Genomic DNA, 18659 nt, shown 5'->3' with positions numbered 1-18659 from the left:
CGATATTTACAGTATGCCGTGATAAAAGCGAGCGATAGCTCACAAAGCCGCTGGTTTACCCTATAGACCGAGTGAGCTTTGTAGAGTAGGTGATCTTGTTAGCTCTAGCTGCACAGGGTCAGTTGATACCTTCTTGCATCTCCAACAGATTGATTTTGCAGGATTGCACATTGTTGCGGCCCTGATGTTTGGCGCGATACAGGGCATCATCCGCCCGTTTGATTGTGTGTTCTAGGGGATGGGCAAAATCAACGGCCGCCACCCCAAGACTGAGGGTGACAGTAAAGACTTCTTGCGTCTCTGCCGTAAAGTTTAACGCGGCGACGGCGGTGCGGATCCGCTCGGCACATTGGTGTGCCTCAGTGAGGGATACGTCATGCAGCAACATAATAAATTCTTCACCACCATAACGCGCCACAAGATCGCACTTACGCGCATGCTGTTTGAGGGTGGTGGCAATCTCGATAATGACCTGGTCCCCCATGAGGTGGCCGTATTGGTCGTTGACCCGTTTGAAGAGGTCGATATCACAGATCATCACCGCCATCGGCTGTTTGGCAATGCAGGCCTGCATGTAGACCCGCTGCGCTTCTTTATGGAAATGGCCCCGATTAAATAGCTGGGTGAGCGAATCTGTCGCCGCTTGATGTTTAAGCTCTTCCTGCGAGGCTTTAATTTCTTCGAGCAAACGAATGCGATAGGCGATGATGAGGGCAAGCACTAGCGCCTCGAGCATAATGCCCACACCGACACCGTGACTGGATAAATAATTAAACTCGGCGCGCCCTTTGTAAAACATCACTGCGAGACCACTAAAGCCGACGAACAGGCTGTGGCCTAAAAGAAAATATTTAGCGATGGGATGCCGTTTTATCACCAGCGAAATCGTGACCGAGAGGGTGGTAAACATCATCAAGGCTGCTAAGCTGCTGGAGTAATGCAACGCGCTTGTGATATCGATTACCCCATAACAAAACTCGGCCACTAACAGGGCGAGCACAAACACGAGGGCGTAATGCTCAAACCGATAATGTTGCCGGGTCTCGAAAATATCCATCATAAATAAAATCAAAAAGATGGGCATAGTCATCAGGGTAAGGTGCCAATACAGGCTCGCCGAGCCATAAAACTCGAATACTTCGGCGACCAGCCCGTAGGAAAGTGCAATCCAGATCCCACCCGAGATTAAGTAACAGGCGTAAAACAGGTTGTCCCGCTGGCGGGAATACATAAATAACAATAGGTTGTAGATAATCAGTGCCAGTAGCATGCCCACCATAACCGCAATATCGGTAAAGCTACCCAGCAGCGCCCGTTGTGAGTGTTCCTTGTTGTATAAATCGATAGAAAACCATTGGTGAGAAAAGGATACGCTCTCGACGTATAAGGTTTTCTTTTGCTGTGGCGCGAGCGTGACCTCAAACACCGCTGCGCCGCCATAGAGCCAGCCATAGGTGCTGGGGTCGTCGAGGTCGAGTATTCGCCGCTGCGTTTCTTGACCATCGACCATCTCGTACAGGCCAACCTGGCGGTTATGATAGGCGTAAGGATGGTGCAGATACAGGGTTTGCGGGCTATCGCTGGTGTTGACTAAGGGGATTTTGGCCCAAGTTTTGATGGCCGCCGTACCGAGGGATACGCTATTGGGTGAGTCGATAAAGGGTTGTTGAATCACTTCGGCAAAGGGCATGTTCTCCGAGGTATCGATAAAATACCCCATACGAAACTGAGTAAGACTGGCCGTATTCTCTTGCCATTCAATCTGGGTCGGCAGCGCCTTGACTGTGAATGTCACCCAAGTGAGCAGTAAGGCCCCCAATGTGATTAAACGCATCCATGTCCCACGGCCCATACTGATTCTCTTTATTAACCTTGAGCTAACAAGTATGCCATAAAGTATCAGTGGCGTGCCGATAATGAAAAAAAATCAGCGAGGTTAGGGGATGTTATAGGGTTGAATAAAGCGGGATCTGATGGCGATGGATAAGAGTGGAAGTCGTGGCAAAGTAAGCGGTCAACAGCAGGCGTAATGGAAGGTTTAAGAGGGTATCGACCTTGCCAGCCTTTGGGGCTGACAAGGCAAGATGACGGCGAGCGTTAGCCTTTCGAGTTTTCGAGGGCCTCGATAAACTTGGTCGATTCGTTGATCGACTTGTTCATCTCTTTGATAAGCCCTGAGATATCCGTCTGTAGGCTCGCAAATTCTCCTTTAATCGCGCCAATCGCTTGAGCATTCAAGTTATGCTTTAAATACAGCATGTTGTCTTTCATGGCGGTGAGAATGGGCGGCATTTTAGATTCGGCGCGGCGCATGGTTTTCATCAGTTGCTGGTAGGAACGGCGGGTTTCCTTGAGCTTGGTTTCACTGTTGCGGCGCAGGCTAGCTTTGCTGATCTCGCCGATTTCGGCTTGCCATTCATCGAATAGCGCCTCGGCGACATCTTCGACTTTATTGATGCGATTACTCACGTCATCGGCGGCAGTTTGGGCTGACTCGTATTCATCTTTGGCCTTGTTATAGGCCTTTTCGAGGTTGCCACCATCGTGGTTGAGCAGGGCTTGCATCTCCTCGAGTGCTGAACTGAACTCTTTTTGGGCATCCTCTTGGGATTCTTTTGCGGCCTTCACTCTGTCGACCATGATGTCGCGCTTGTGGTAGCCCACTTTTTCCATGGCGCCGTAATAGGCACTCTGGCAGCCCGTCAGCAATAGCGTTGCCGCCATCAGGCTTGAGGTGATCAATCTTTTCATTAGGTATTCCGTCACTGAGTCAAATGAAGTTAGTCGGCCTTAAAACGTGCAGCATCGATAATGCTCCAGAGGTGAAAGATAGCACCTATTACAGCAGGGACAACTAACCACCAGAGGGCATAGCCAACCACAGTGACCACGAAAAACAGCAATGCAGCCAAAATTCGTCCCTGAACCAGTTGACCTAGGCCGGGAAAGAACAGACTAGCGATAGCGGCGATAACATTGCCCGCAGATCCTTGTTGTGACATCAATTCACTCCTTAGACTTGTAAATTAAGTGTTTATTGTACGAAGATAACGAGTCAATACCAACAGAATCAAGAGAAACCCGTGACTAAGAAGATAGAACTGGCACAAATTCAAGTCTTATTCCTCGGGATCTGGCGCTTCCTGCTGCATTTACGTCAGCGTTTAGTGGAAGATCAAATCAATATTCGCGCCGGCCACTTGGCCTATGTCACCCTGTTATCCCTTGTGCCTATGGTAGCTGTGACTATGTCGATGCTGTCCGCTTTCCCTGTTTTTAAGGGGATCCGTGGCCAAATCGAAGCCTTCGTGTACGAGAATTTTCTGCCCGCGGCGGGCGATACGGTACAAGTCTATATTAATGAATTTGTTGGCAATGCCTCTAAGGGCACGGCGGTTGGGATCGCGGCTCTGGTCGTGGTGGCGATTATGCTGATCTCCGCCATCGATAAATCGCTGAATAATATTTGGCGTACTAAGGAAAAGCGTTCTGTGGTGGTGGCCTTTTCCATGTATTGGATGGTGATTACCTTAGGCCCAGTGCTGGTAGGCGCGAGCCTAGTGGCGACTTCCTACGTGGTGTCATTAAAATTGTTTGAGGGCGACGCCTTATCTGGGGTGATGCCATTGTTTATCGAGCGCTTGCCTATGCTGTTTTCGGTGGCGGCGTTTTTACTGCTCTATATGGTGGTGCCGAATCAAAAGGTGAAGTTTTGGCATGCGCTATTAGGCGCGGTTGTGGCGGCCTTACTGTTCGAGTTGGGGAAAAAAGGTTTTGCCCTGTATGTGACTAAATTCCCAAGTTATGAGGCCATTTACGGCGCTCTGGCGACCATTCCTATTCTGTTCGTTTGGGTGTATTTATCTTGGATGATAGTACTGCTGGGCGCCGAAATTACTGCAGCCATGCCCGAGTATTTGGACTATGAGTCCAGTAGCGATATCAACGAAACTAACCTCGATGGTCAGCCTTTAGCTGCGCAGGATACACCCGCCGCGCAGCCAGAAACCACATCCGCCCAATCAAGCCAAGTGCTTGAGACGACAGGCGAACTCGCTGCAACCGTGTCGCAATCGTCTACACTGGATAAGCCATAGCTAAGTTGTAGTCATAGCTAAGTTGTCATCCGCCAAGACATTCAACGAGCCTTATCCCACCTATGATCACTGACGCCCATCAGCTTGCCCCTTTTATCCGCCGTGATTGGCTGATGATGGGCAATGGGCAGCAGTTGCATCTTGCTCAATATGGTAATCCGCAGGGGATTCCGCTGCTGTATTTGCATGGTGGTCCAGGGGCAGGGGCTTCGGTCAGTGAACTGAGTTTATTTAACCCCGAGCAGTATTGGATTTTACTGTTAGATCAACGTGGTGCGGGACAATCACTGCCTGCTGGCGAGTTGGAACATAACCATTTAAATGGGCTTATCTGTGATATTGAGGCGATTCGCATTCACTTAGGCATAGAGCATTGGTGCCTAGCGGGTGGCTCATTTGGCGCCACCTTAGCCTTAATTTACAGTGGCTTATTTCCCCATCGAGTGATTGCCCAAGTGCTGTGGGCAATATTTATTCCCTCCAAGGCGGGTATTGAATGGCTCTATGGCCCATCTGGCGCGGCGCAGTTATATCCGCAGGCTTACCGTGAATTTGCTGCACCTTCTATTGGATTGGCGGATTTATTTACGCACTATCAGCTAGGATTGAACGCCCAAGATGAAGCAACCCGTCATGAATTTGCCCGCCGTTGGATCCAATGGGAATTAACCTTAGCGGGCGTACCAACTGGTCTACCTAAGCGGCTTACAACGCCGTTATTGGCCTTAGCTCAAATCGAGCTGCACTATGCAAAAAACGATTACTTCAATATGTTCAGCGTATTACAACGGGTGACATCTCAAGTCGCAGCGCGTACCCTGCTATTACAAGGCACGCAGGATGCTGTCTGTCCGGCACGCTTATTAGCCGCATTTTTGGCAAAAATCGACAACCCTAGGATACAAATTCATACCATTGTCGATGGTGGGCATTCGCTGAATAGTGACATACTCTCACTTGCCGTCACACTCGAGATCCAAGCCATGTGGACTTGGATAAAGCGACAGGAGCTAGCATGAAATTAGCCGTTATTATTGCCGCCATTTTGGGATTAACAGCCTGCGCGGCCACCTCATCCTCTACCCCAGAATCTCAATCCTCTTCTTCTGTGGTCGAATCTACCGAGGCGCGCGCTCCCGTGGCGCCTAAAGTGGTGCAATTGGCCGGAATGACCAACGAGGCCGCCGCCGATACCTTGTATCAGGCTTTAATCGATGCCAACTATTTAGCCACCAAAGTTGGGGCGGATAAGGTTGCGGTGCAATTTGGCAATAATGATTTTATGCTCGAACCCAGTATGAATGCTGCGGGGATTGACCGTATTCTGATGAACCGTTTTTATGCGGTGCATCCGCAGTTGCAGGCCAATCCTGAACTGCCCGCTGTGATTGGCGAGCTGAATGCCAAGCTCAATTTTGCTAAATTCGTGCTACGTGAGCAGGGCGCGGTGATCCAAATCCAAGGCACTGTGACCTTTGCCGATAAGGTCGAAATCGAGGAACTTCGCCGCTTTATGTTATGGACCGATGGCGGCTTAGCTGAAATTGCCCAGTCATTACCCGAAGGTGTGGAGCAGTATCTGCGTCCTATCCCCTTGATGCCCCTCGTTAAGTCTTAATTTAAAGGAAAAGTTGTGATCGCTTTAATTCAAAGAGTGAGCCGCGCCAGCGTCGTGGTGGACAATCAAACCATAGGTGCAATCGATAAGGGCTTGTTAGTTTTACTTGGGGTTGAGCGGGAAGATAACCGCGAGAAGATGGAAAAATTAGCCACTAAAGTGATGAGTTATCGAGTGTTTTCCGATGAAAATGGCAAGATGAATCTCAACTTAACTCAGGCGGGGGGCTCGCTTTTAGTGGTGTCGCAATTTACCTTGGCCGCCGACACTGGCCGTGGCCTGCGCCCGAGCTTTTCGGGGGCGGGTACTCCTGAGCAAGCGCTTGGCCTGTATGAAGAATTTGTCGCCTTTTGCCGTGCGCAGGGTGTGACTACAGAAACGGGACAATTTGGCGCCGACATGAAGGTCGAGCTGGTCAACGATGGCCCAGTGACCTTCAATTTGCAGGTATAACCCACAGGAAATGTGCCAACGGCAGTAAGGACATGCACATGGACGAATTATTGAACCAATTGCGCCAGACCTGGCATAGCACCATTCCCGTTAGCGAGTTTATGCAGATAGCGCCAGTTTCCTTCGCCGAAGGGGAGCTACGCGTGAGTGCGCCACTGACGCCGAATATCAACCTGCATAACACTATGTTTGCGGGCAGTATTTATACCCTTATGACCCTCACAGGCTGGGGCATGGTGTGGCTGCAACAGCAGCTTCAACGGGTGGATGGCGACATAGTGTTAGCCGATGCCCATATCCGTTACATGGCGCCCGTGACCTGTGCGCCCGAGGTCAAAGTGCGTTGGCCTGAAACGGATTTAAGCCCGCTGCAACGGGGGCGTAAAGCCAAGGTAAAACTCGAAGTACAACTTTTTTGTGACGACAAACTCTGCGCACAATTCGATGGTTTGTATGTCAGTGTGCCTAAAATGTAAAACCTTTCTATAAAATCGAAATTAATCTCAAATTTTATCCGCTTTTTTTCTTTTTTATGGGCTAATAAACTAAGCCCATAGAGTCGAGAGCAAGTTGAAAGACTCTCAAGAATTTCAATTTTCGGAGCAGATTATGTCTAAAGTCCTAGTGTTAAAATCCAGTATTCTTGGCGGTTATTCACAATCTGCCTTGTTAGTTGACCACCTGATCGGTAAATGGGAAGACCAAGGCGCGACCATCACAGTTCGCGATTTAGCGGGTAAAGATGTGTTGCCAATGGTTGATGGTGAAATTGCCTCTGGCCTGCGTGGCGGCGCTGAGTTAACTGCACGTCAGCAAGAGATGCTCGACCTGTCTAACGCCTTAGTTGAAGAGTTAAAAGCAAACGACACTATCGTGATCACTGCGCCTATGTACAACTTCAACATTCCAACTCAGCTGAAAAACTGGATTGATTTTGTGGCCCGTGCCGGTGTGACTTTCACTTATACCGAAAACGGTCCTAAAGGCTTAGTGGAAGGTAAACGCGCCGTGTTGATAACCACCCGTGGTGGTGCTCATAAAGATGGTCCAACGGATCACATTGTACCTTTCTTAAAAACCTTCCTCGGTTTTATCGGTATCACCGACGTGGAAGTGGTTTATGGCGAAGCGCTGAACATGGGTCCAGAAGCCAACCAAAAAGGGATCAGCGAAGCTAAAGCCAGTATCGATAAGCTAGCGGTTTAATCGTAAAAATAATAAAAATGCCAGCATCTTAGCTGGCATTTTTGTTTATGCAGAACACAATTATTCGCACAGTTTGCAGCCAAGGGACATAGCGCTGGTTTCGATATAACGCACTTTGGCGCTCGCTTGGCCACGATTACGGCTCACGCTGTAGCAGGTTTCGCGAACCACTTTGGGCAGAGGCGGTTGTTCGCCGCTAGGTGGGCGCGGGCACTTTGTTGTCATCTGCACCTCTTCACGCATCGTTGTTTGGCTTAGGCCTTAGCTTGGCTGGCAGCACACTAAATCTTTTAGCGAGCCACCATTGACCACACATTCAAAACCATTGGCCCTTAAAATATCGCAGCCCTTTTGGGCACGAATGCCTGCGCCGCAGTAAAGCACAAAGGGATGCTGTTTATTTTCGACCTGATGCAACCATTGGTCGAGTGTTGGCAGCGGTACGTTAATGGCCTGAGGCAAATGACCCGAGGCAAACTCCTCCGGTGAGCGCACATCGATAACGCGCGCACCTTGATCAATCAATTGCCAACATTTTTCACCGTTGCTGCTGCCAGATAATTTAGCCAGTAAAGATTGAAACATAGCTTTGCCTCTATGATTAGAAAATTTTAAATAAGTTTATTCTAATGGATTGGCGGGCGCAAGCGGCAATCTGTTGGGCGCTTGGCTTGTCGGCGTTATTCGGTGGCGGGCGCTTCCCTGTGATAGTGGATAAGATCATGAAACACCACGGGGTGATCGCTCAAGTTGCGGTAACCGTGGGGTTTATCGGCGGCAAAGCGCACGGCCTCGCCCTGCTGTAATGGCTGCCACTGGCCATCGACTAACACTTCCATGGTGCCGCTCAGTACAATCACATGCTCGGTCACGCCCGCCTCATGGGGCTCGGAAAGGCGTTCATAGTGCGGCAATAGAGTGAGTTCAAACATCTCAAAACCAAAGCGTGGCTCAAAGGGAAATAGCGACGCCACTAACATGCCGTCGGTTGCAGGCTTTTGGCGTAATGCATCGGCGTTACGAAAGACCGCGCCTTGGCTCTCGGGCGTTGGCTCCAGAAAAGTTGAGAGTGAGATATTAAAACCGCTAGCGATTTTCCACAGGGTAGCAATGGTGGGGCTAGATTCGCCGCGCTCAATCTGGCCTATCATGGCCTTGCTTACGCCTGTCTCGAGTGCCGCTTTATCTAAACTCCAACCCTTTTGGCTGCGCAGTTGTTTTAGGGTCGCGGCAAGATAGCTGTTGATGGTCTGCATTAGGTTATGACGCTTAAAAAAATTATTTGTACGTTATAACGCACAGGTGCTATCTTGTCCATCTCGTGCGTTATAGCGCACAAGTAATTAATGATGTGATGATCAAGGCAAAGGTAGGAGTAGGGATGATGTGGCGCGAGGCTTTGGGACTATCAAAAATATCGGCGGGCTTTATTGCTGTGCTGGTGGGTTATAGCAGTTCGGCGGTGATTATCCTGCAGGCGGCGGATGCCGTGGGCGCGACATCGGCACAGATGAGTTCATGGCTGTGGGCCTTAGGTGTCGGCATGGGGCTCACCAGTATTGGCCTGTCTCTCTACTATAAAAATCCGGTACTTACGGCATGGTCGACCCCCGGGGCGGCGCTGATGGTTAGCAGCCTTGCGGGATTAAGTATCCACGAAGCCGTTGGTGCCTTCCTGATCAGCTCTTTGTTGATCACTCTATGCGGCTTGGCGGGCTGGATGGATAAGCTTATTCGTATCATGCCGCAGTCAGTCGCTTCGGCCATGTTAGCGGGGATTTTACTGCAGTTTGGTTTAGGACTGTTTCAAGCCATGCAGACTCAACTGAGCTTAATCCTATTGATGTTATTAGTATTTGTTGTGCTTAAGCCCTGGGCGCCGCGTTACATTATGTTACTCACCCTCGTTGCGGGGATAGGGATGAGTTATCAATTGGATCTACTGCAACTCGATAAGCTTGAGTTGCAATTCGCGGCTCCCGTATGGATAGCGCCTGCGTTTTCTGTCACCAGCGTAGTGGGTGTGGCGCTGCCCTTATTTGTGGTGACTATGGCCTCACAAAATATGCCTGGCGTCGCCGCGCTGCACGGTCATGGTTATCGCCCGCCTATCTCGCCATTAATTACCGTGACGGGTCTGATGGGCGTATTGTTTGCCCCCCTTGGCGGTTTTGCCTTTAACTTATCCGCCATTACAGCGGCGATTTGTATGGGTAAAGAGGCTGACCCAAATCCCGCGACCCGTTACTGGGCTGCTGTGTGGGGCGGTGTTTTTTATTTGATGACAGGTCTACTCGGCGCCACTGTAGTGGGGCTCTTCGCCGCGTTTCCGAAGGAGTTGGTACTCGCGATTGCAGGATTAGCCCTGCTTGGCACCATAGGTAACAGTCTGACAGCTGCGCTTGCGGATAACGACGAGCGAGAAGTGGCGGTGATTACGTTTCTCGTCACCGCATCGGGTGTGAGTGTATTGGGGATTGGCAGCGCCTTCTGGGGATTATTACTCGGATTTTTAATGCATTACTGGCACAAGCATCGCGCCTTAACCACAACTAAACAGGCAAAAGCTTAGCTGTGGCTAGGTCTAGACTGAGGTTTGCTACCTTAGTGAATTGATGTGTGCAGAGGCCTAGAGCTTTTTGGTCATAAACAGGCTATTGGGGTTGAGCACGTAATCGGCAAAGGGGCCGCACAGCTCGAAACCAAATTTAGCATACAGGTTACGAGCTGGCTGGAAAAAGGCCATCGAACCTGTCTCTAGGCTCAGGCGCTGCACACCTGCGGCTTTGGCATCATTGATCAAGTGCTGCAATACCTTAGAAGCGATCCCTTGTTGTTTGTAGGTGGTGGCGGTACGCATCGATTTGATCTCCGCATGCTCGGCATCTAACCATTTTAGTGCACCGCAGCCTGCCAGATTGCGGCCATCCCACAGTGTCCAAAAGCGAATATTGGGTTGGCGCAGGCCATCAAGGTCTAATGCGTGCACACTTTCTGGTGGCGAGGTTGCCCGCATATCTTCAAGGTGCTCAGTTAAAAGTGCTGCAATTTCAGGCCCTTTTAGATCATCTAGTATTATTTTCATTGTTGCTCTCAAGATTAAAATTCCCTGTGTTGTCGCTTATCCATCATAGCGTTATCGCGTCTGGTTGTTTTTAGGGTTAACACGCTGCGGTGACTAAGCAAAGGGTAGGCCAACATTTAGGGAAGAGGTTAATATCAGTCTTTATAGCAAGAGAAATAACTTCCTGTTTTATTTTGTTTTCTTTCTATGGAGCCTAGTAAATGCTAGAAAAGTCGCCACTAGATCTTTCCCAACTTAGTTTGGATTTTTAGATAAAATCAAAGTCGTGGGGCTTCACCCCACACCCGACCAAGGAGGACTGCTCGTCCTATCCTCCTTGGATGCTCCAAGACGCCCCTAACGGAGTTGAAAGCCCCTTGTGCTCATAGCCAAATTTGCTATCGCTTCCGAAGGATGCGTCCCTGCACCTGCGAAAGCTAGCTCGCCATCCATGGCGAGACTCACGCAATTTGTCTATTAGCCCTGCGGCAACTCCGAGGGGATGGTGTATTCCTTAGGCTCAGGTGTTATTGGTCGAATTTTAATGAATAAAGTTATGTCAGTCTGATCTTTTACACCCAACTCGGTGTTGTATGTAGGGGACTGGAGGCTAAATACCCCCGGCGACTCGATTATATGTCGTTACTCATACGCTTCTTCACACAGCAACAAAATAGCTGAAGCGGTAGCATTAATAGAGTATTGAGCTACATGTTCAGGAACGGATTTATTTTCGTTGCCTGCGCCATGTGAATAACTTAATCGGTTGCGTATTGTAGCTATCAATATTAACGGCTGTTCCCAAAACGAATCCAGCTCCGAGTTGGAAATAATTGTATTCAATAAAGGGGCGGCAGTTAGTTTTTCAGTGTAGGTGTAACCACGCCTTTTACAAATTACCTTCATTACACTTTCGAATGAACTACAACATTTACTAACACAGTCCTTGTAATCACCTTTTTTGAAGTCTTGTAAAGCAAGCATAAATTCTTCATTAGCATTCAGTAGGTCAGGCTTACGCAATAACGAAAGTGCAGGTTCTATTGCATTATCATGAATTAAGTCTGAATCTTTTCGAATGACTTTGGGATATTCTCGAATTTGTTTACTGGTTGCAGGGGAACCGTGAAAATAAGTTTGAACTTCTTCCCATACTGTTTTTGTTAAATAGTAAGGAAGATCGTCAACGGCTAGAAACTCGTTGATTTGAACAATCAGTTCTTCTTCTCTATTTCTTTCATTCCAAGTCATAACTTGGAATGTATATTCAATTACGTCTAGCAAGTGCTTATCTTCACATACCATTATAAAATTTAAGACTTCATCTGCTTGAGACATTCCCCTATACGCATTGTCGACTAATTGGTATTTGCCGTGTAGAAAACACAGTTTTTTATGAATTTCAGTTAATGCAGTAAATGTATTATCAGAAAAAAATTCTTCAAAAATCATGAAATAACGATTTCGGAAGGTTTTAGCGATAGGTTTTACTTTTTTCTCGTGGGAGTGTTTTCTCCTTGAGAAAACATCAAATATATTTCCTAACACAGGCATTTCCTAGTCAAATAATCACACACAAATTCACCCTTTGCATTTGGTAAAGCAAGCAGCTGATTTAAAAATTTGATTTCTACAATAGCAAAAATAATTCTGGGTATAAAGTGCGCATTATTTAAGTATTCTCTATGTCAAATGTTATCGTAATAAATTGATATTTATTAATAAAATGCTCAATACCGATAATGTTGACTATCAACTATAACTACTTCGTTTTGATAGTGTGAATGTGACACTAGTCTTTTAAGCTTTCAGATGTTGTCTGTGCTCGAAAGGCAAACCATGGTGATTGGTGAGACGACCGTCCGCCCCATGGACGGGGCGGTCGAGCATCCAGGGATGGACTAGCTGCGTGTCGTCGAGCCAGTACCATGGCTGGCCTCACTCTGAACAATATCTATGTTTAACTGCCTGTCCACCTTCCATAGCTCTCGTTTACCAACTTAGAGTCCACGGCTTCTTTTACAGTGTCGTAAGGCTATTTCAGATGATTTTGGGGGAGTTGTGGTTGACCTAACAGGCAACGATAAGGATAAAGTCGGCTTCTTTGGTGAAGTAGGCGGTGTGTTTACCTATAGGAAAGTAGAAACCGTTGGGATAAATATCGTTGCAGCTTCTGCCTAATCCGGGGTTATTGGCTAACATTTGCAAACCGGAGATAAGGCTTTCTTTATATTTGTGCCACTGTGACTCAGAAAAGTGTTGAAGAGTGTAGTCTTTAATCTGTTGTAGGTGAGTCTGAGCTAACCTACTAAGTTTATAGCGTTTATTATCCATGTGAGTGGCTACAGGGCGTTAAGAAAATCTTCACCATCAACCACATTGCCCTTCGCTAAATCTTCTTTGGCAGCGTTGAAACAGTGCTTCAGATAGTCGGCTTTCATCGCCTCAAGCTGTTCGTAATCGTGGATAGACATGACCACAACCGCATCTTTACTGTTTTTGCTGATCTTGATGGGTTCACGTTGAGCGTTTAGCAGCAACTCACCAAAATTTCGTTTGGCGTCATTAGCGGTTAAGGTTTGCATGAGTTAAGCCCCGTTTTGGAAATACAGTGGCAGTATAGTTTATTGAGCGAAATGGTCAAAATGATTAAATCGTGCGATTTGTGCTAAAGATGGGTTCACTTGATGATGACTTGCCTACAAAAGAGAGCAATAAGCCGAGATGATTCTCGGCTTATTGTTAACGCTTTTACGAATCCAAAGGGATTAGTAGTACTTCTTCAGGTAGCTCTCGGCGTAGCTTTTCAGCTTTTTGTTTGGGTTGTTGTTGGCAATATTTTCAATGACTTCGCGGTATTGGGTATTGCCCGATGCGGCGAGGGCCTTGGCCATATTGGCGTAGGTATCGATGGCTAACTTGTCGTTGCTCATTAGGCGTGGATTTTTAAGTTCAACGCTCAGACGCTCTAAGAGAAAATCATCGTAGTTTTGATCGTCCATCATGCGTTTAGCGGCAAGGCGCATCAACTCTAAATCGTCGCTCTTTAATGCATTGGCATAGGCATTGTTTTTAGGACTTTGTTCGGCCACATATTGGCTCTTGTCCGCTAAAATGGCGTTCCATTTTTTGTATTTATCTAGGTTCTCAAGTGCTTGGGTCGCGTACTTTTTCAGTTTCTTATGAAAGTTGCCACGCACTATGCTGTTGATAGTTTCGCTGTACTTATCGTTACCCGAGTAGGCTAAGCCTTTGACTAACCAAGCGCTGTAGTCGATGGCATTTTTCTCGGTGGCGAGGGGCAGCGATTCGATCAATTTGGCCTCTAACACATCGTAAATAGCGGGATCGGATAATCCGGCAATCGTCAGGGCTTCGATGGCTTGTTTTTGCTTAAATTGATTGTCGCCTTTAAAAATTTCTTGATAGGTTTCAACCGTGTATTCCTCTGCCCATAGGGGAGAGCTAAATAAGCTGATGCCGAGTAATATGCTTGCTACTAGTGGTTTCATTGGTATGTCCTTATGTCGTTTTCCAGCGTTTAAAAATCAGTGAGGTGTTGATGCCGCCAAAGGCGAAGTTATTGCTCATCACATAGTCGGTGTCGAGCGCACGTGGCTCGCCGCGAATGTAATCGAGTGCGGCACATTCTGGGTCGATATTGTCGAGATTGAGCGTGGGAGCAAACCAGCCCGCATTCATCATCTCGATACTCACCCAAGCTTCTAACGCGCCGCAGGCGCCTAAGGTATGGCCTGTGTAGCTTTTAAGGGATGAAATCGGCATATCCGCACCGAAGACGGCATGGGTCGCATGGGTTTCGGCAACATCACCGCGGTCGGTCGCTGTGCCGTGGGCATTTACATAGCCAATGGCATCGGGCGTGAGCGCAGCATCCTTAAGGGCTAAGCGAATGGCGATTTCCATGGTATCGCTATTGGGCTGAGTCACATGCTGACCATCGGAGTTAGTGCCAAAACCGACGATCTCGGCGTAAATTTTCGCGCCGCGCGCCATGGCGTGTTCTAACTCTTCGAGTACCAGCGTACAAGCGCCTTCACCAATCACTAAACCGTCGCGATGGGCATCGAAGGGGCGAGGCGTTAACTCAGGGGTGGCATTTTTAGTGCTGGTGGCAAACAGGGTGTCGAATACCACGGCCTCGGTCGGGCAGAGTTCTTCACCGCCGCCCGCGAGCATTAAGGTCTGTTGCCCGTATTTGATGGCCTCATAGGCGTAACCTATGCCTTGGCTGCCCGAAGTACAGGCGCTGCTGGTGGTATGAATGCGTCCCTTAAGACCAAAGAATACCCCCACGTTTACCGCAGTGGTGTGTGCCATCATGCGGATATAGCTGGTGGCGGTGACGCCTGACATATCGCCATTTTTGAGCATATCGCCAAAGGCGACCAGCGGATCAGTACTGCCAGTGGAGGAACCATAGGCAATGCCCATTTCCCCCGAGGTGACGATAGGGTCGTCCAAGAGCCCCGCATCCATCAGCGCAAGTTCGCTGGCGCGAGTCGCCATAATCGAGACGCGTCCCATGGAGCGGATCTTTTTGCGGGAATAGTGGCTAGGCACCTCAAAGTCAGTAATGGGTGCAGCAAGGCGGGTGTTTAGTCCGTCGTATTTGTCCCATTTGGCCATCGTCACGACACAGTTTTTTTGTGCCTTAAGGCTGCTTGCGATACTTGGCCAGTCATGGCCTAGGGCGCTGATACCGCCGATACCGGTAACGACGACACGTCTGCCTAGGGGATTGCGCTGCGTCATTTAGATCATGCCTCCATTCACCGAAATCACTTGGCGCGTAATATAGGCGGCATCGTCCGACATTAAAAAGGCGGCTAACGCTGCGATTTCATTGGGTTTACCCATGCGGCGCATCGGCACTAACTGCTCGACCATATCCTTAGGAATATCCGCCACCATATCGGTTTCGATCAAACCTGGGGCGATACAGTTGACGGTGATCTTACGTTTAGCCAGCTCTAGGGACAGCGCCTTAGTGGCGCCAATCAATCCGGCCTTAGAAGCGCTGTAATTGACCTGTCCACGGTTGCCCGCTATACCTGAGACTGAGGCCAAGGTGATGATTCGTCCACCCTTACGGCCTTGTACCATGGGCATAACACAGGGATGAATCACATTGTAAAAACCATCGAGGTTAGTGTGGATCACGCTGTCCCACTCGGTTTCGCTCATCGCTGGGAAGGCATTGTCACGGTTAATGCCCGCATTGAGTATCACGCCATAATAGGCGCCATTGGCCTCAATATCGGCTTCTATGGCGGCTTTTACGGCGGCGCGGTCGGCAACATCAAACTTTAATAGGCTGACGTTCACCCCAAGGGCGCTAAGTTCTGCGGCGCTGGCATCGGCTGCGGCCTGATTGCTGTGATAATGCAGGGCGATATCGTAGCCCGCTGCGGCCAGTTTAAGGGCGATGGCTTTGCCAATACCGCGGCTCGAACCTGTGACTAATACTCTGTTATTCATCTTTATTTCTCCACCCGTGATGCTTGATGATGAGTTGTTTATGCATCAAAGGGCTAAATCCTTTTGTAGTGCGACTGACGTTGCGTCGGTTTAAAGCTTGGCGCTTGTGAGCGCTAGGCCAGACATTAAGCCTGACTGGAGGCGATATACGCTTGGGTGTCCTGGGGTTGGAACACGTTCACATTGGCCTCGGCCACAAGTTGTGGTGTTTGCTCCGCTCCAGCCTCGGGCAACAGATAAATCTGGCAATCGAATACCGCCAGTCCCGACTCTTCTTGATAGAGGCGTTTAACCTGAGTGCGGTAGCGGCGGTTGAGCTCGTACTGCGCTGTGTGCAAGGCTAATTTACGCGATCCCAATAAAAAACCCACTCGGATTTTATCGTGGCGCAGTTTGGCCTCTACACCGGCGAGGGCGGCGATGCTCTGCGCCATGTATTCGATGCCTACATAATTGGGGACGGCCTGACGTTGCTCGTCAAAATAAGCACTCTGAGGGCTGATCTGCACTTCGGTTTCGAGCGCATCCTGCTGATGGCGAATGATCTTATCAATCAAGATCATTGGCGCACGATGCGGAATAAAATCGGCAATATTCTGCTCGGCTAATTGTTGCAGCCACATCGGCTCGGCGGGTGCCATTGCAGTGTCAGTAGAACTGGACATAAAACTTAAGCCCCTTTACGGCAAAAAATCAGGCTGGCATTGCTGCCACCAAAGGCGAAGGAGTTGCTCATCACATAGTTAAGCTTGCCATGCTCGGCGCATTGTTTGGGCGCGACTAAGGCTATGCTGGGATCCTGTGGATCTGGCTGCCCATCATACCTATGGGGAGGCAGGGCAAAATGGTGATTATGGGGTGAGAGCAATAAATAACAAAATGCGGCTTCAATCGCGCCCGCGGCACCTAAGGTATGGCCAACCAGCGGTTTGGTTGAGCTTGCGGGTGGTGGCGTGTCACCAAATACCGAGAGTACGGCGCGGCTTTCCATCGCATCATTTTTAGGCGTTGCTGTGCCATGTAAGTTTATATAATCAATCTGTTGCGCCGAAATCTGTGCATCATCAAGCGCGGCCTGCATGGCGGCAATCGCCCCCGCACCTTCGGGATGCGGCGCCGACATATGATGCGCATCGCTCGACTCGCCAATGCCTGCAAGCAAAACGCAGGCTTCATTTGCTATGTTGTCTGTCGCTAAGGTCAGGGTAAATAGCGCGGCGCCTTCACCGATATTGATGCCATCACGATTGGCGCTGAAGGGATTGCAATGTCCCTTGGAAACCGATTCTAAGGCGTGAAACCCGTTGACTGTCAGTTGGCACAGGCTGTCAATGCCGCCAACGATCACCATGTCGCACAGCTTGGCCTCGAGTAGGCGTTTGGCGCTGGCAAATACCTTAGCGCTGGATGAGCAGGCGGTCGAAATGGTGTAGCAGGGGCCTTGGAGCGCAAATAACTGGCGTAAAAAATCGCTGGTGCTGCCCAATTCCTGTTGGAAGTAATGGTAATCGGCGGGGAAGTGGCCGTGTTGATTGCGATAGGCCAAGGCGGCTTCGCCCTTCGAAATCCCCGAGGTGCTGGTGCCTAAGACTACGCCGATGCGGTCGGCACCAAAGTCACTTTTAGCTTGCTCTACGGCATCGCGAATTTGCAGTGCGGCAGCAAGGAGTAATTGATTATTGCGACAATCGAATTGCACCAGTGCGGCAGGTATCGTCGGTAACGGCTCAGTGACGGGCGCGACCAGTGTCGACTCCCCAAATAGCAGGGTGTCACTGGTTTGCATGGCACTGGTATCGCCTGCAATCAAGCGGGCTAACACCTGTTCGGGCGTTTGCCCTAACGGGGTACACAATCCAATCTGTGTAATGGCGACTCTGTTGTTCATTGCTGCTTGCTATACCTATGGCCTTTGATGCGAGCAATGCTAAAAGCTCATATCGATTGGCTGTTAACGGGTGCCTATGGCATGGTCAAAAGACGATTAAATGGGTTGTATCTCTAACTCAAACTTTGCCTGTGGCATGGTCAAATTAATGTGCGCCTGCCAGAGAGCATCATCGCTCTGTTGCTGATAACGAATTTGTATCACTTGAGTCTGATTATCACTGCGACTGATCAGCGTGTCTTGGCTATAAAACTGGCGACAGGGAATAGCGTCACACAGTCCTGTCACTAACTCGCCGCCCTCTAAATGGCTTTTAATACTCTGCTCCGGCCAATAGATGAGTTGAATCATCGCCATCAGGTATTCGGCCTTAAACTCATCCCCTAGCAAGAGACTCTGTTCACTGCTGAGTGTATTCCCATCGTAAACCAAGGTAAACAATGCCTGACCTAGGGGCGCGAGCCCGACCAGTGTCATCCGTTCTCCTTCGAGTTCGAGCTGGGTGAGTAGCTCGTGGGTATTATCGCCCACCTTAATGCTCACCTTTTGACTAAAGGACTGGGGTGAGGATACTCCAGCCTTGCTGTCACCTTGCTGACTATTGCCTTGAATTTTAGGGTCATTCGTCAGCGGCTTGGTGAGCGGTTTATCTGTTGCAGGGCCGAAATCACGGGGGAGTGGCGCTAAGCAATAACGCATATCTTTCGCCAAGCCAACACAGGTTTGCCGATAGAGCAGTTCGCTGCATCCCATCAAACCTAGGCTGATAAGGAGCAGGGAAAAGGTTGCTATCGCTTTGGGGCGACCTTTGGCTTTAAGGCTTAAGTGCAT

General features: G+C 49.2%; 23 protein-coding genes. 7 read left to right on the top strand and 16 right to left on the bottom strand.

What is annotated here, in order from left to right; genetic code table 11:
- Window positions 1-118 precede the first annotated feature (118 nt).
- The 3 genes from L2713_RS15200 to L2713_RS15190 all read right to left on the bottom strand — a co-directional run bounded on the left by L2713_RS15200 (window position 119) and on the right by L2713_RS15190 (window position 3002).
- Entirely contained in the window at window positions 119-1852 is a 1734-nt protein-coding gene (locus L2713_RS15200) for a sensor domain-containing diguanylate cyclase (RefSeq protein WP_248968448.1), read from the bottom strand.
- Between the two features lie 245 nt (window positions 1853-2097).
- Window positions 2098-2751, bottom strand: coding sequence for a DUF2959 domain-containing protein (locus tag L2713_RS15195; RefSeq protein ID WP_248968447.1), 654 nt, complete (start codon window positions 2749-2751; stop codon window positions 2098-2100).
- A 29-nt stretch (window positions 2752-2780) separates the two neighbouring features.
- Complete coding sequence (locus tag L2713_RS15190) at window positions 2781-3002, bottom strand: hypothetical protein (RefSeq protein WP_011627464.1); 222 nt, start codon at window positions 3000-3002, stop codon at window positions 2781-2783.
- Window positions 3003-3083: 81 nt separating this feature from the next.
- Between L2713_RS15190 and L2713_RS15185 the strand changes: the two genes are divergently transcribed.
- From L2713_RS15185 to azoR, 6 genes are all read left to right on the top strand, one after another.
- The gene (locus tag L2713_RS15185; protein ID WP_248968446.1) at window positions 3084-4097 is read left to right on the top strand and encodes a virulence factor BrkB family protein; all 1014 of its coding nucleotides are present in this window, start codon (window positions 3084-3086) and stop codon (window positions 4095-4097) included.
- 62 nt (window positions 4098-4159) lie between these two features.
- Window positions 4160-5116 carry an alpha/beta fold hydrolase gene (locus tag L2713_RS15180; RefSeq protein ID WP_248968445.1) on the top strand — a complete coding sequence of 319 codons (957 nt, stop codon included), beginning with the start codon at window positions 4160-4162 and terminating at the stop codon, window positions 5114-5116.
- Window positions 5113-5715 (top strand): hypothetical protein, encoded by a 603-nt coding sequence (locus L2713_RS15175; RefSeq protein WP_248968444.1) that lies wholly within the window; start codon window positions 5113-5115, stop codon window positions 5713-5715. The genes L2713_RS15180 and L2713_RS15175 overlap by 4 nt, the downstream gene beginning before the upstream one ends.
- Window positions 5716-5730: 15 nt before the next feature.
- Window positions 5731-6168 (top strand): D-aminoacyl-tRNA deacylase, encoded by a 438-nt coding sequence (gene dtd, locus L2713_RS15170; RefSeq protein WP_011621125.1) that lies wholly within the window; start codon window positions 5731-5733, stop codon window positions 6166-6168.
- Window positions 6169-6206: 38 nt separating this feature from the next.
- A complete protein-coding gene (locus tag L2713_RS15165) occupies window positions 6207-6644 on the top strand; it encodes a thioesterase domain-containing protein (RefSeq protein WP_248968443.1) in 438 nt (145 codons plus the stop codon).
- A 133-nt stretch (window positions 6645-6777) separates the two neighbouring features.
- Window positions 6778-7374, top strand: coding sequence for an FMN-dependent NADH-azoreductase (gene azoR / locus L2713_RS15160; protein WP_109287123.1), 597 nt, complete (start codon window positions 6778-6780; stop codon window positions 7372-7374).
- A gap of 60 nt (window positions 7375-7434) precedes the next feature.
- Here azoR and L2713_RS15155 read toward each other — a convergent pair whose 3' ends face one another.
- The 3 genes from L2713_RS15155 to L2713_RS15145 all read right to left on the bottom strand — a co-directional run bounded on the left by L2713_RS15155 (window position 7435) and on the right by L2713_RS15145 (window position 8630).
- Complete coding sequence (locus L2713_RS15155; RefSeq protein WP_248968442.1) at window positions 7435-7599, bottom strand: hypothetical protein; 165 nt, start codon at window positions 7597-7599, stop codon at window positions 7435-7437.
- A gap of 36 nt (window positions 7600-7635) precedes the next feature.
- Complete coding sequence (locus L2713_RS15150; protein ID WP_011627458.1) at window positions 7636-7959, bottom strand: rhodanese-like domain-containing protein; 324 nt, start codon at window positions 7957-7959, stop codon at window positions 7636-7638.
- Between the two features lie 95 nt (window positions 7960-8054).
- Entirely contained in the window at window positions 8055-8630 is a 576-nt protein-coding gene (locus tag L2713_RS15145; RefSeq protein WP_248968441.1) for a helix-turn-helix domain-containing protein, read from the bottom strand.
- Between the two features lie 128 nt (window positions 8631-8758).
- Here L2713_RS15145 and L2713_RS15140 point away from each other — a divergent pair, with 128 nt between their 5' ends.
- On the top strand, window positions 8759-9946 hold the full coding sequence (locus L2713_RS15140) for a benzoate/H(+) symporter BenE family transporter (protein WP_248968508.1): 1188 nt from the start codon (window positions 8759-8761) through the stop codon (window positions 9944-9946).
- A 57-nt stretch (window positions 9947-10003) separates the two neighbouring features.
- On the opposite strand, the gene L2713_RS15135 is transcribed toward L2713_RS15140, so the two are convergent.
- From L2713_RS15135 to L2713_RS15090, 10 genes are all read right to left on the bottom strand, one after another.
- Window positions 10004-10459 (bottom strand): GNAT family N-acetyltransferase, encoded by a 456-nt coding sequence (locus L2713_RS15135; RefSeq protein ID WP_248968440.1) that lies wholly within the window; start codon window positions 10457-10459, stop codon window positions 10004-10006.
- Between the two features lie 621 nt (window positions 10460-11080).
- A complete protein-coding gene (locus L2713_RS15130; protein ID WP_144345217.1) occupies window positions 11081-11986 on the bottom strand; it encodes an abortive infection family protein in 906 nt (301 codons plus the stop codon).
- A 522-nt stretch (window positions 11987-12508) separates the two neighbouring features.
- On the bottom strand, window positions 12509-12772 hold the full coding sequence (locus L2713_RS15125; protein WP_346347597.1) for a type II toxin-antitoxin system RelE/ParE family toxin: 264 nt from the start codon (window positions 12770-12772) through the stop codon (window positions 12509-12511).
- A gap of 8 nt (window positions 12773-12780) precedes the next feature.
- Window positions 12781-13023: a type II toxin-antitoxin system Phd/YefM family antitoxin gene (locus L2713_RS15120; protein ID WP_011621139.1), complete on the bottom strand. Its 243-nt coding sequence runs from the start codon at window positions 13021-13023 to the stop codon at window positions 12781-12783.
- Between the two features lie 183 nt (window positions 13024-13206).
- Entirely contained in the window at window positions 13207-13950 is a 744-nt protein-coding gene (locus L2713_RS15115; protein WP_086903214.1) for a hypothetical protein, read from the bottom strand.
- A gap of 10 nt (window positions 13951-13960) precedes the next feature.
- Complete coding sequence (locus L2713_RS15110; RefSeq protein ID WP_248968439.1) at window positions 13961-15214, bottom strand: beta-ketoacyl-ACP synthase; 1254 nt, start codon at window positions 15212-15214, stop codon at window positions 13961-13963.
- Window positions 15215-15940, bottom strand: a complete 726-nt coding sequence (locus L2713_RS15105; RefSeq protein ID WP_011627449.1) for a 3-ketoacyl-ACP reductase FabG2 — start codon at window positions 15938-15940, stop codon at window positions 15215-15217.
- Between the two features lie 125 nt (window positions 15941-16065).
- Window positions 16066-16605 (bottom strand): hotdog family protein, encoded by a 540-nt coding sequence (locus tag L2713_RS15100; RefSeq protein WP_086903211.1) that lies wholly within the window; start codon window positions 16603-16605, stop codon window positions 16066-16068.
- 5 nt (window positions 16606-16610) lie between these two features.
- Complete coding sequence (locus L2713_RS15095) at window positions 16611-17828, bottom strand: beta-ketoacyl-[acyl-carrier-protein] synthase family protein (RefSeq protein ID WP_248968438.1); 1218 nt, start codon at window positions 17826-17828, stop codon at window positions 16611-16613.
- 96 nt (window positions 17829-17924) lie between these two features.
- The gene (locus L2713_RS15090; protein WP_248968437.1) at window positions 17925-18659 is read right to left on the bottom strand and encodes a DUF3261 domain-containing protein; all 735 of its coding nucleotides are present in this window, start codon (window positions 18657-18659) and stop codon (window positions 17925-17927) included.

The sequence above is a fragment of the Shewanella seohaensis genome (assembly GCF_023283775.1).
Taxonomy (GTDB): Bacteria; Pseudomonadota; Gammaproteobacteria; order Enterobacterales; family Shewanellaceae; genus Shewanella; species Shewanella seohaensis.
Note: the sequence above shows the minus strand (reverse complement) of the source record. Positions and strands in the feature narration are given on the sequence as shown.